Origin of the sequence: Blautia sp. CAG:257 (assembly GCF_000433815.1) — a bacterium.
Classification (GTDB): Bacteria; Bacillota; Clostridia; order Lachnospirales; family Lachnospiraceae; genus Blautia_A; species Blautia_A caecimuris.
In genome coordinates this window covers 183-12645 of the sequence record NZ_HF999125.1, presented here as the reverse complement: position 1 = coordinate 12645, position 12463 = coordinate 183, and the positions used below count along the sequence as shown (strand labels likewise).

Genomic DNA, 12463 nt, shown 5'->3' with positions numbered 1-12463 from the left:
ACAGAAGCATGCAAAAAATCTGCAGCTTTTGTTACAGCATCCAATGAAGAGGACGGAGTAGCAAAAGCTGTCAGACAGTTTCTGCAGAAAGCATGAAGCGGAAATTTCCGCATTTTGTAGTATAAACCAGATAAAAACTTAAAAAAATCGCACGATGTCCTCTGTGTCTTTACGTTTGGGACGGTTGGGCTCTTCAGCCGGTATACCTACGGCAATTACAGAAACAATGGTTTCTTCTTTCGGAACAGAAAGGACTTCTCTTATTTTCTGTGCATCTCGTATTCCGATGATCAGTGTGCCATAGCCCAGTTCTTCTGCTTTGAGGACAAGGTTTGCGTTCTGAAGTCCAAGATCATAACAGCCCCAGCCGTTTCCAAGTTCGTTGTCAGCCGTTCCATCCTGTTTGAAGCCGGAGCGGTTGTGCACAAAAGTTGTGACAATAAGGGCTGCATTTTCGGATTTCAGGGCATTGCCGGAAGGAAGGCAGTCTGTACGGAACTGTTGGGTCATTTCTTCGGACAAAAGACAGTAGTAACGGCCTGTCTGAGAGTTTTTCCAGGATGGAGCTTCCTGGGCGGCCCGGATCATCTCCAGAATATCTTCTTTGGGAATGGTATGCCCTGCACTGTATTTACGGACACTTCTTCTTTTTTTAATTAATTTTTGAAATTCCATATAGGTTCCTCCTTTGGGTGTATAAATAAAGTATTTTATTGATACCAGATGTTATTATTATGACATTCTTTTGAGGTTTTGGCAAAGAGAATATGCCTTATAATTATAAAGTGTTACAGATACAGCTCATGCAGTATTAGTTGCTTTGCAGGATTGGGGCTAAAACTGAGGTGTATAAGACTGTTGAAAACGGAGTAAACAGTAACTGTATAAGAGAAAATTCTGTCTACAGTCTGTGCCTCATATTGAAAAAGATAAAGAAGAACCGTATATTGAATTAAAAAAGGGGGAAAAGAGTAGTGAAGAAAATAAAAAAGTTATTTTATATGCTTGCATTGCTGTTGCTGATAGGCGGAGCTTCTCTGGGACTGTCAGAAAAGACGGTAGAGGCGTCTTCTGGTGTTATCGCACTGCGTAATAACAGGGTATACAGAACCTATGATTTGGACGGGAACCGGAGAAAAGACAGCATTATGCTGAAAACCACAGGAAAAAGATATAATCTCAGTGCATCTTTTTATGTAAATGGAAAAAAAGTATATTCTTTACCAAAGAAGGACTGTTACTCTGCGAGATACCGAATGATAACTTTAAAAAATGGGAAACATTTTATTTACGCGTGGACAGAGGGGGCAAATCCGCTGGTATCTTCACACAGGCTGTTACAATATTCTAAAGGAAAAATGAAAACAGTCTGTATTCTGGGTAATTTCATACGGGATTATCAGAGTGGATGTTATTTAGAATGGTATGAGAATCCTGCTATTACGGTGTCAGGCAATTCTATTAAAGTAAAATTATATTCTATGAACTGGACTACAGGGGGAATTACTTTTGTTATTAATATGTCATACAAAAATGGAACCCTTGTAAGAAGCGGTTACAGCGGCAATCTGACCCGTTCGGAAAGCTGCAGGGTTTCCAAAGATTTTTATACATATAAATCGCCGGGAAGTAGATCAAAAGCATTTAAAGTAAGAAAAGGAGAAAACGTAGTTATAAAAAAATACTATGTAAAACAGGAGAAGCTGTATTTCCAGGTAAGAAGAGCAAATGGACAGACAGGATGGATCAAGGCATTTACCAGGAAACAGTCCGGGCCGGGGCGGAGTCCCATTTTTTCCAACAGATTTTACGCAGGCTGATTTCTGTAAGTTCCGGGTTATAAGTGTCCAATGCAGTATAAAGAAAAATAATCCACCCACAAATACTGCCACACCTTGAAAACAGGTAAAAAGCTGCTAAAATAAAATTGTTCGGTGCGAATGAAAAAGAAAAAGATTCCCACGTTGTCTGAGAACTGTAAAGAGTATCTGGCAGCGTGGGAATTTGTTTTTATTTTTTATGCCCGTATATTGCGGTGGTTATTGTGCAAAATTAGAAATTTGCTTATTTATAGTCCGCAGATTACAGAGATTTTCATGGAGATAAAAGATGAAGAAAATGAAAAAGCTATGTGCAGTGGGGCTGGCAGCCCTGTGTCTGGCAGGAAGTATGAACAGCTTCACAATGGCAGAAGCATCAGAAAATGTGAAGGAGCAGGATCAGATGCTGTATTCGTCAAGAATGTGGGAAAGTAATGGTCATATTTATACTGTATATAAGGTAGATGCAGAGGGATATACCTCTCTGTCAGGAAATTATAGGGATGCCATTGCCGTATATAAGGGAAAGGTCTACTGGAGAAAAAATAACGGGGAAGAGAATGAACCTGCTGCGATCATACGGATGGAGCCGGACGGTTCCGGACAGGAGGTTCTTGCAGAAAATGCGCATCCTTCCTCGCTTCTGTGCATTGATGAGGGATTTATTTACTATACTGCTGCAGATGAAAAGGGAGAGCAAAAAAGCCGCAGGATCAATCTGGACACAGGGGAAAACCAGGAGGCTCCGCCCTACAGATTCAGAGCGGGAAATGAAAACTTCTGGTTTTCCACATCTCTGGAAGACGGGATATGGTATTGCTCGGAGCCCGGATATAAAAATATCAGGTCAATGTCAGGGGTAAACGGGCTTCGGCTGGGGGCTTTGGATCATAAGCTTTATTATATGGTACAGGGGGAGGATTCTTTATATACAACCTGTTCCTTTGATGTTGAGACCGGTGAGACAGAGATACTGCTGAGAAATCAGCAGGCAAAAAGCATTGTCAGCGGAACCGGACTTTATTACAAACAGGAAAGCAATGGGTATACAACGCTGTATCGAAAAGATTTACGTACAGGTGAGGAAACCAGCTATGACCTGGGAGAATTTCACCTGTATATGGGCGGCGGCTTCTATGAGCTGGGGGATAAAATCTGTCTTATGCGGTTTCGGCCGGAACTAATGCCGGACAATACGGAGCTGTGGGAGCTGGATACACAGACCGGAGAAAAAAGACTGATCGGACAATGGCATAATTCAAATGCAGTTAATGCGGCAAAGGAGCCGTAATCCTGAAAAATAAATCTTGACAAAAAGAGAACAGAATATTATAATGAACAATGTTCATATTGGAAACAGTTTTAAATGTATGATCAGGGAAACAGGAGACGTATATAATGAATACAGTTGTTACTTCCAGGACAGCAATTCTTGAAGCCAGCAGACAGCTGATCCGGGAAAAGGGATGGTCTGCATTGAATATCAGAAGCGTTGCCGGAGCATGTGGCGTTTCAGTAGGTTCTATTTATAATTATTTTAATTCAAAAGCAGATTTGATGGCAGCTGCGGTAGAAAGTATCTGGTGTGACATTTTTCATTTTTCAGATGGGAATGCCTTTGACAGCTTTACCGAATGTATTCAGTGGGTATTTGACAGTCTGGAAAAAGGAGAACAGAAATATCCTGGATTTTTTGCTCTGCACTCCGTAGGCTTTGAGGCAGGAGAAAAGACAGGAGGGCAGCAGTTAATGGCGCAGTCCTGGGAACATATGCGCAGGGGCTTTTGTATGGTGATGTCTCAGGACAAAAAGATCCGTAAGGATGCCTTTGATGAAAGCTTTACCAGGGAAATGCTGGCAGAGCTTGTATTTTCTCTGATTCTTGCCAACATGCTGCAGAAAAAATATGACAGCAGTTCTATTCTGGAAATGGTCAGAAGACTGATTTACTGATAACTGTGTGCAGAACAGATTGCAGAAGCAGACTTTTCTGCACCTTATTTGGGAACAAAAATGAACAATGTTCAGAAAGGAGGCAGATAAATGCTCAAAGTAAAAAAGAACAGCTTACTTATGATCGCGTGTCTGGTATGGGGAATTGCAGGGATCAACATTCTGCGTATAGGACTGCTGGCATATCCTGCATACGTTACAGTGGGAAACATCATTCTTTCTGTTGCGGTGTTTTCTGTTTTTCAGTATTTTATTTTTGGAAAGCTGGTAAAAAGGCATACACAGAGAATACGGACATACGAGGAAGAAAAGCAGTTTTTCCTGAAATTCTTTGATGTGAAATCTTTTGTGATCATGGCGGTTATGATGACAGGAGGAATCTATATCAGAGAGTCCGGCCTTGGACCGGAGATATTCATTGCAGTATTTTATTCCGGACTTGGCGCATCACTTTTACTGGCAGGGATTCTTTTTGGCAGAAATTATTTCAGAGAGATCAGCTTACAGAAAAAAACAGCGCAGAGATGCTGTTAAATCATAGAAAAGGAGACAAATATTATGCAGGCTTTTGGCGAAACTTTATTTGACGTGGTTTATCTTGTTCTGGTTATTACCGTAGGAATCAAAATGATCAGACAAAGCAAAGGGGACAGGCAGTATCGTCTGTTTGGAATTATGGCAGTCACTCTGGGGTGCGGAGATGCTTTTCATCTGGTTCCCCGGGCATACGCATTATGTACAACAGGGCTGGAAAATTATACAGCGGCTCTTGGCATCGGTAAATTTATTACCTCGATTACAATGACAGTGTTTTATATTCTGCTCTATTATGTATGGAGAACCCGCTATAAGATTGAAGGAAAAAAAGAAATTACAATAGCTGTATATCTGATGGCAGCTCTTCGTATTATTCTCTGCCTGTTTCCGCAGAATGCCTGGACAAGCGCTGATGCGCCTCTGTCCTGGGGAATCTACAGAAACATTCCGTTTGCCATTCTGGGACTGATCGTGATCGTTTTGTTTTACAGAAGTGCGAAAGAGCACAAGGACAGAGATTTCCGCTGGATGTGGCTTACCATTGTGCTGAGCTTTGGATTTTATATTCCTGTCGTTCTGTGGGCAGATACCGTACCGGCAGTTGGAATGCTGATGATTCCTAAAACCTGCGCTTATGTATGGACAGTAATGATCGGATATCAGACCATGAGAAAAACAGCCAGATAAGATGATATGCAGTACTGAGAAGCCGGCCAGCCGGGGGATGACTGCCAATATAAGAGTAAACAGCGTCAGACCGCAGAGGCTGTCAGAAAAAACACCGTATACCAGGTAAAAATATGCCCGGTATACGGTGTTTTTGCAGGGATTAAATATTTTTATAACCGGGCGATTGCAGTGCTTATCATTTCTCTGCACTTTTCAATCTGCGGCATGTCTTCAGGAATGATGGACGCCAGCGGTTTGCGTACGCCTCCGATATTCAGCTCGTTCATTTTAAGGATTTCCTTCATGACTGCATACAGGTTGCCGTGACAGGAGCACATTGCATAGATGATGCGGTCAATTTTATACTGGATCTCTTTGGCCCGTGCAATATTGCCGGCTTTTAAAGCCGCGTCTGCTGCAAGGAACAGCTCAGGCATAACGGCATAGGTACCGCCGATCCCGCCGTCTGCGCCGATGAGACGTCCGGAAATGAACTGTTCATCCGGACCGTTGAATACAACAGAGTCGTCTCCTTTTACATCCTTGAACATCTGGATATCCTGTACCGGCATAGAAGAATTTTTTACACCGATCACATTTGGATTTTTCAGCATTTCTTTATAAAGTGGGATGCTCAGCGCCACACCTGCAAGCTGCGGGATATTGTAAATAATAAAGTCTGTATTTGGAGCTGCGCTGCTGATATCATTCCAGTACTGCGCGATCGCATGATCCGGAAGATGGAAATAAATAGGCGGGATAGAAGCGATGGCATCAACTCCAAGGCTTTCTGCGTGAGCTGCAAGCTCCTGGCTGTCTGCCGTATTGTTGCAGGCTACATGGGCGATTACGGTAATTTTGCCTTTTGCAATCTTCATCACATTTTCCAGAATGAGCTTGCGTTCCTCTTTGCTCTGATAGATACACTCTCCGGAGGAACCGCATACATAAACGCCTTTTACATTTTTGTCGATCAGGTGTTGGGTAAGAGCCTGTGTTCTTTCTGCGCTGACACTTCCGTCATCCTCGTAGCAGGCATAAAATGCCGGAATAATTCCTCTGTATTTTTCTAAGTCTCTCATATTGTCCTCCTTTTTTATATCAGCCTTTTACAGCGCCCATGGTAATTCCTTTTGTAAAGTATTTCTGGAATGCCAGGAATACAACAATGATCGGAATTGCTGCCAGAGCTGCGCCGGCCATGATCAGACCGAAGTCCGTAGAGTTTTCTGCCTGCAGTTTGGCAATACCAAGGGAAATGGTAAGATTGCTGGTGCTGCTCAGCATGATCAACTGCATAAAGTAATCGTCCCAGGAATTAATAAAGGTAAAGATCGCAAGAGCTCCGATACCTGGTTTGATCATTGGAAGAGCCACATCTGCAAAGGTTCTCCATTCACTTGCGCCGTCGATACGGGCCGCCTCCATCATCTCTCCCGGAATGCCTTCAGCGAACTGCTTGATCAGGAATACGCCAAAGGGCCAGCCCACAATAGGGAAGATCGTTGCCCACAGTGTATTATACAGATTCAGCGACGACATTTCACGGATCAGCGGAATCAGGATAACCTGTTTCGGAAGCGCCATTGCGCATACGATCAGTGTAAAAATAATGGTACGTCCCACAAAGCGTTTTTTTGCCAGGGCATAGCCGGCCATAGCTGCCGTGATACAGGTCAGCAGCATGGCAACTACTGCCATAAAGATAGTATTTCCCATCCAGCGGATTGCAGCCGGAACTTCAGGTCCTGCAAATACAATATCCGTAAATGGAACGTGGATTTCCCATAATGGGGCTACCTGTCTGCTGAAAAGCTTTTCGTAGTTTGCCAGAGTCCATTCCTGCGGAAACCACTGTGGTGTTGTGGCATTGATCGCCTGGGGCGTTTTAAAGGAGCCGGTAATGATCCAGTAAAGCGGGAATGTAAATCCGATAGCCAGAATAATGATAGTCAGGTAAGCCAGGATTTTATATAATTTTGTCTTTGTAAATTTTGTTTTCATAGCTTCCCCTCCTTACTTTTCACTGGTTACTTTAAACTGTATTGCAGAGAGAACCGCAATAATAATGGCAAGAACAACGCCCATTGCGTTTCCGTATCCGTAGCGGTACAGCTTAAATGCAGTGTGATAAATGTAATACATGATCGTGTCTGTGCTGTGGTTTGGTCCGCCGCTGGTAAGAAGCTGGATCAGGGCAAAGCACTGGAAGCTGTTAATGGTAGTGATAACCAGTATGTAAAGAGTAGTGGGTTTGATCTGAGCCCATTTGATCTTCCAGAATACCTGAAGATGATTTGCGCCGTCTACCTGTGCCGCTTCTACAAGAGACTGATCCACATTATTCAGAGCAGATACATAAAGTACGATAGGCTGTCCTACAGAAGTGGTGATCAAAATAAGAATGATACAGCCAAGAGCATATTTTTCATCACCCAGCCAGTTGATATTTTTTTCAAGAAGACCGGTGGATTTGCCGAGATAATTGAAAATACCGTAATAATTATTGAACATCCATTTCCACACAACAGTAACAGCTACAGAACCGGTAACAACCGGAAGATAGAATACGCAGCGGAACAGGGAGCACAGCGGGCCTGTCATATTGTTCAGCACTGAGCCTACCCACAGGGAAAAGATACAGGTTACAGGTACGGATACAATCACAATAATAAATGTATTTTTTAATGCGCCCAGGAAAACAGGATCCGTAAACAGTTCCTTGTAATTGGCAAGGCCTACAAAGATATCCTCACGGTTCATGGTAGAATCAAAGAAGCTGGTTATAATACACTGGAACATCGGATAGATGACAAATCCCAGAAAAAATACAAGACTTGGAAGCATAAACGCATATCCTGCGATGGTTTCTCTACGGGTAAGCGCTTTACTGCTTACTCCGTTTTTTTTCTTACTTGCTGCCAAGAGAAATCCCCCTTTCTATTACTCCTACAGAGACAAAACGCCCCTCCCGCGCAAACGCAGGAAGGGCGCCCGAGTTCTCATTTTGCAAATATGCAGTTGCAGTTTCGGTTATATTACTGAGCTACTGCTGCATTTGCGGTTGTAGTAAATTCTTCAACTGCTGTCTTAACATCTGTGCCGGAACCAATCTGCTGAAGCATGTTCCACCATGCGGTACGGGCCTCTGCCCATCCGCCTACTACCTGGTAATAATCGCCCATGTAATCAACGAAAGTAGAATATTCAGTCATCAGTTCATCGTCTTCGTAAATGTTTCCGATATCTTTTACCGGCCAGTAGCTGGAAGCTTTAACACTTTCTACTACCTGTTTTTCATCGTTTGCCATAAAGTCGATAAAGGTTTTGGAAGCTTCGATCTTGGCCTCATCGCCGTTATCAAAGATACCGAATCCCCAGATACCGCCGCAGAGCTGAGGCTCGCCGCTTTCTGTAGGGAATGCCATTGGAAGAACATCAAATGCGATGTTTTCAAGATTGTTCTTTTCCTGAGCTACGTTCCAGCAGAATGCCATTGCAAGTGTTCCGTTGCAGAAAAGGTTGATCTCATCTGCGCCCTGGAGAGAAGCGTCGAAGTTGATTCCGTCCATACCGGAAAGAAGCTCAAGAGCTTTAATGTTTTCTTCGCTGTTTGCTGTGTATTCGGTGTGCTCCGGATTGGTAAAGGTACCGCCGTAAAGGTTGTTTACCAGTGCGCGGGTTCCCTGGTCGCCGCCCTGACCTGCACAGTAAACTGCGCCTACGTTTTCCTGGCCGGAGTCATAAACTGCCTGAACTGCTTTTTTGAAGTCCTCTGTAGTCCAGGTGCGGGTTTCTTCGTCAATATACTGCATAGCGTCTGCAGCTTCAAAAACGTCTTTATTGATTGCCATGGTATGAGCAGTCATACAGAGAGGATACTCATAATATATGCCGTCATTGCTTTTGCATGCAGCCTCAACAGACGGATAAATAGCTTCTTTGGCTTCATCAGTCCAGAGATCAGCAAGGTCTACCATTAATCCTTTTGCACCCCAGTTTGCAACCAGACGTTCCGGTCCTTCCAGAACAATATCCGGTGCCTGTCCGCCTTCAATTGCAGTGTTGATCTGGTCATCTCCGTTTGTGTAGTCCAGATACTCTACTGTCACGTTGAGCTCAGGATGCGCCTCATTAAAGCTGGCGATCAGACTGTCTACTGTTGCGGCATCGCCCCAGCTTCCGATTGGGTAGGTCCATAAGGTAATGTCAGTCGCTTTGTCAGCTTTTTCATCCTTAGCAGCAAATGCAGTTACAGGGAATGCCAATGTGCATGCCAATGAAAGCGCCAAGATTTTTCTGCGCAGCCTTTTCCCATGGTTCCTCCTACCTCGGAAGTTTCATAGCGTTTGTCAATATTCTGAGGCGTTACAATGAGGATAGAAGGCCTGCCGTTTTTCCAGCAGTCAGTTGTGGAAACTGCTTTGGAGATCAGACGCTTCAGGCCAAGCGCAATACATTCGGCAGAAGCGCCGAAACGTTCCTTGGTATCATTTGTACCAAGCATAATGATCAGCAGATCTACAGGCTCATGGCTCATAAGGCATGGATAAACATAGTCCAGACCGCTGAGCGCCTCGTGGATCGGATCGTCAAAGGTGGTAGTACGGCCGCTTAAACCTTCTTCCAGGATCAGCCACTGGTCTCCCAGCTTTTTTTGCAGAAGACAGGTCCAGCGCTGGCTTTCATCAAATCGTCCTCCGGTTTTGGCACAATAGCCGTGAGTGTTGGAATCACCAAAACAAACTACATGTTTTTTCATAGTCATACCCTCCAATATTGTTTTATCAATATTATAATTAATTTTATGATTTCTGAAAATACTTTTCTTTATCAGTTGCGGAGGAAAATAATTTATATTATACTTTTTGTTAGGAAATTAAGGTTTTGGAGATTTATTATAAAGAAATCAGGAGGCAGACTCATGACGGATTCTATTTTAGACGCAATGACAGAACAGTATAATTCTATGACCCGTTCCGGAAAGAAGCTGGCAAATTATATTTTGTCTAATACTGCAGAAACTCAATATTTATCTATTACATCGCTGGCTGAAAATTCCGGTGTATCGGAAGCGACTATTACCCGGTTTTGCCGTATGCTGGGATTAAATGGATATCATGAGCTGAAACTGGCTCTTGCAAAATCAGAACGGGCGAATACGGCCGCTGATTCTGAAGATGCGCTTCTGGCTGTCAGCGACAGTGGGTCTCTGGAAAAGATGTGCCGTAACCTGAGAGACTCTTATCTTTCGTCTATTAATGAGACGATTTTTCAACTGGATACTCTTTCTCTGAAACTGGCAGTGGATCTGCTTGTGCAGGCAAGACATGTGTATTGTTTTGGACAGGGGGGAAGTATGGTAACTGCAAAGGAAGCCTGGGCGCTGTTTGCAACAGTAACTCCAAAGTTTATTCATATTGAGGATTCCCATATGCAGACCATTGCGACTGCGCTTCTCACTCCCGGAGATGTGATTTTGTTTTTCTCTTATTCCGGTTCTACCAGAGATATGCAGGAAGTACTGGATCTGGCAAAAGAACGCCATATTCCCATTGTTCTTATTACGCATTTTCGTAAATCACTGGCTGCCAGTTATGCAAACGTTTCTCTTATCTGCGGCTATAATGAAAATCCTCTGCAGTCCGGCTCCATAGCGACAAAAATCGGTCAGATGTTTTTGATCGACTGCTTATTTAATGCATACTGCAGCCAGAATACAGATGAAAATTCAGCAGCAAGAGATGCAACTTCCCAGGCTATTTCACGCAAGCTGTTATAGGCTACTGATTCCGGGCAGGAGGCTGGCGGAACTGCTTTTTATAGGCCCGGGAAAAAGTGGTGTAATCCCTGAAGCCGCTCTGAAGAGCGGCTTTCATAACAGGTGTTCCCCGGGCGATGAGGGAACGGGCAAGGAGAAGCCGTTTGCTTGTAACATAGCTGTGGATGGTGCAGCCGGTTTCTTCTTTGAATTTCCGCATCATATGATATTTGCTGAAAAAGAACCGGGCTGCCAGAGCGTCAATGGAAAGATCCTGCTCAAGATTCTGGTTGATATATGCCACAAGCTGTTCCACATGGGAATCAGAGGAATAGGATCTCTGATCAGTAATGTACTGTTTTTGCAGAAAAATACGGTTTACATGAACCATGAACTCAGTGAAAAGAGCCTGTTTCAGAAGCTGATCTCCGAATTGAGTGCCGGAGATCGCAGTTTCCAGTTCATAGAGAATGGATTTTATCTGCTCCATAAGCCGGGTGTCCAGACGGATCAGGCTGAAGCTGCGGTCATTTGCTTTCTGAAAGCAGGTATTCAGTTCGGATGTCTGAAGATCGTCTCTGATCCACAGGATAAAACGTTCATAGGGAACGGAAAAATCAATTTCAGGCATATGAATAGCCCCCCGGCTTACAAGGATAATATCCCAGGGCTTCAGATGATATGCCTTTCCTTCTATATGATAGGTGACTTTTCCGGAGAGAAAAACAATGATTTTATGAAAATCATGATAATGGTAAAAATATTCTTTTTCAGTTTGATCTTTAATATGAAACAACCGGAAATCCTCTTTTAAATATCCTGTTTTTTCTTTCTGGACAGGTATGGAATAATTGTTTTCCTGCTCTGAGTCCCGGGAAACGGGAAGGGTATCCGGATGGTATGAAGATGTTTTCATGTATTTCAGCTCCTGGTGTTATTTACAGTCAGTTTATCGCAGATGAAGAATGACTGCAAGAACAAAAAACAGATGAGGAGCAGACTGAGTTACTGTGAAGATCGTAAGCAGCAATCGCACTGACAGGAGTATGGGGTCAGAAATATAAAAGCAGTTTTTGCAATGTAACAGGCATTTTATCCTATATACATAGAAAAAAATATCAGATATAATAATAACAGAATAAAGGTGAACATAAGATTCAATGGAGGGTTTTAAGATGGCAGGCTGCATTACAATGGTGAAATATCAGGGACTTGGCAATGATTATCTGGTTCTGGATCCTAATAAAAATCGTGTACAGCTTCAGGGGAAAAAGATTGCCCTGATGTGTCAGAGAGGATTTGGTCTGGGGGCAGACGGTGTTTTGTACGGACCTGTAGAAATCAATGGCAAAACAGGCGTGCATATTTTTAATGCAGACGGAAGCGAGGCTGCGATCAGTGGAAACGGCGTAAGGATTTTTGCAAAATATCTTATGGATCAGGGATATGTAAAAGAAAAGAAGTTTTCCATTGAAACTTTGGCCGGTCCCATCGAGGTAGAATGTCTGAACAGCCGCGCGACAGAATTTCGTGTAAACATGGGGAAGGCCTCCTTTTTGTCAAAGGAAATTCCTGTAACAGGAGAGGTTCGTGAAGTTATCAATGAGGATTTCTCTTTCCATGGAAAGGATTATAAAGCAACCTGTCTGACAGTAGGAAATCCTCACTGCATTATCTTTATGGATAAGGTCAGCAAGGATTTGGTTAAGGAGCTGGGACCCTA

13 protein-coding genes and 1 pseudogene are annotated in these 12463 nt (G+C 43.3%); 7 read left to right on the top strand and 7 right to left on the bottom strand.

From position 1 onward, the window contains the following. Window positions 1-138: 138 nt before the first annotated feature. Window positions 139-675 (bottom strand): nitroreductase family protein, encoded by a 537-nt coding sequence (locus QVP40_RS13400; RefSeq protein WP_022068875.1) that lies wholly within the window; start codon window positions 673-675, stop codon window positions 139-141. A gap of 299 nt (window positions 676-974) precedes the next feature. Here QVP40_RS13400 and QVP40_RS13395 point away from each other — a divergent pair, with 299 nt between their 5' ends. The 5 genes from QVP40_RS13395 to QVP40_RS13375 all read left to right on the top strand — a co-directional run bounded on the left by QVP40_RS13395 (window position 975) and on the right by QVP40_RS13375 (window position 4997). Further along, window positions 975-1820, top strand: a complete 846-nt coding sequence (locus QVP40_RS13395; RefSeq protein WP_022068874.1) for a hypothetical protein — start codon at window positions 975-977, stop codon at window positions 1818-1820. A 289-nt stretch (window positions 1821-2109) separates the two neighbouring features. Continuing rightward, window positions 2110-3111, top strand: coding sequence for a DUF5050 domain-containing protein (locus QVP40_RS13390; protein ID WP_022068873.1), 1002 nt, complete (start codon window positions 2110-2112; stop codon window positions 3109-3111). A 107-nt stretch (window positions 3112-3218) separates the two neighbouring features. Beyond that, window positions 3219-3773 carry a TetR/AcrR family transcriptional regulator gene (locus tag QVP40_RS13385; RefSeq protein ID WP_022068872.1) on the top strand — a complete coding sequence of 185 codons (555 nt, stop codon included), beginning with the start codon at window positions 3219-3221 and terminating at the stop codon, window positions 3771-3773. 90 nt (window positions 3774-3863) lie between these two features. Next, window positions 3864-4307 carry a hypothetical protein gene (locus QVP40_RS13380; protein WP_022068871.1) on the top strand — a complete coding sequence of 148 codons (444 nt, stop codon included), beginning with the start codon at window positions 3864-3866 and terminating at the stop codon, window positions 4305-4307. Window positions 4308-4331: 24 nt separating this feature from the next. After that, the gene (locus QVP40_RS13375) at window positions 4332-4997 is read left to right on the top strand and encodes a hypothetical protein (protein ID WP_022068870.1); all 666 of its coding nucleotides are present in this window, start codon (window positions 4332-4334) and stop codon (window positions 4995-4997) included. Window positions 4998-5149: 152 nt separating this feature from the next. Here QVP40_RS13375 and QVP40_RS13370 read toward each other — a convergent pair whose 3' ends face one another. The 5 genes and pseudogenes from QVP40_RS13370 to QVP40_RS13350 form a co-directional block, all read right to left on the bottom strand. Continuing rightward, a complete protein-coding gene (locus tag QVP40_RS13370) occupies window positions 5150-6061 on the bottom strand; it encodes a dihydrodipicolinate synthase family protein (protein ID WP_022068869.1) in 912 nt (303 codons plus the stop codon). Window positions 6062-6080: 19 nt separating this feature from the next. Beyond that, window positions 6081-6983 (bottom strand): carbohydrate ABC transporter permease, encoded by a 903-nt coding sequence (locus QVP40_RS13365; protein ID WP_022068868.1) that lies wholly within the window; start codon window positions 6981-6983, stop codon window positions 6081-6083. Between the two features lie 12 nt (window positions 6984-6995). After that, window positions 6996-7904: a carbohydrate ABC transporter permease gene (locus tag QVP40_RS13360; RefSeq protein ID WP_022068867.1), complete on the bottom strand. Its 909-nt coding sequence runs from the start codon at window positions 7902-7904 to the stop codon at window positions 6996-6998. Between the two features lie 113 nt (window positions 7905-8017). Further along, a complete protein-coding gene (locus QVP40_RS13355; RefSeq protein WP_022068866.1) occupies window positions 8018-9271 on the bottom strand; it encodes an extracellular solute-binding protein in 1254 nt (417 codons plus the stop codon). Further along, window positions 9271-9741, bottom strand: a pseudogene (locus QVP40_RS13350) (GDSL-type esterase/lipase family protein); the annotation flags it as partial. The gene QVP40_RS13355 and the pseudogene QVP40_RS13350, both read right to left, overlap by 1 nt. 162 nt (window positions 9742-9903) lie before the next feature. Between QVP40_RS13350 and QVP40_RS13345 the strand changes: the two are divergent. Continuing rightward, on the top strand, window positions 9904-10761 hold the full coding sequence (locus QVP40_RS13345) for a MurR/RpiR family transcriptional regulator (protein ID WP_022068864.1): 858 nt from the start codon (window positions 9904-9906) through the stop codon (window positions 10759-10761). A 1-nt stretch (window position 10762) separates the two neighbouring features. On the opposite strand, the gene QVP40_RS13340 is transcribed toward QVP40_RS13345, so the two are convergent. Further along, window positions 10763-11656, bottom strand: coding sequence for an AraC family transcriptional regulator (locus QVP40_RS13340; protein WP_022068863.1), 894 nt, complete (start codon window positions 11654-11656; stop codon window positions 10763-10765). A gap of 259 nt (window positions 11657-11915) precedes the next feature. On the opposite strand from QVP40_RS13340, the gene dapF reads away from it, so the two are divergent. Beyond that, window positions 11916-12463, top strand: a 548-nt coding sequence (dapF, locus tag QVP40_RS13335) for a diaminopimelate epimerase (protein ID WP_288200597.1), incomplete at its 3' end; no start/stop codon positions are given.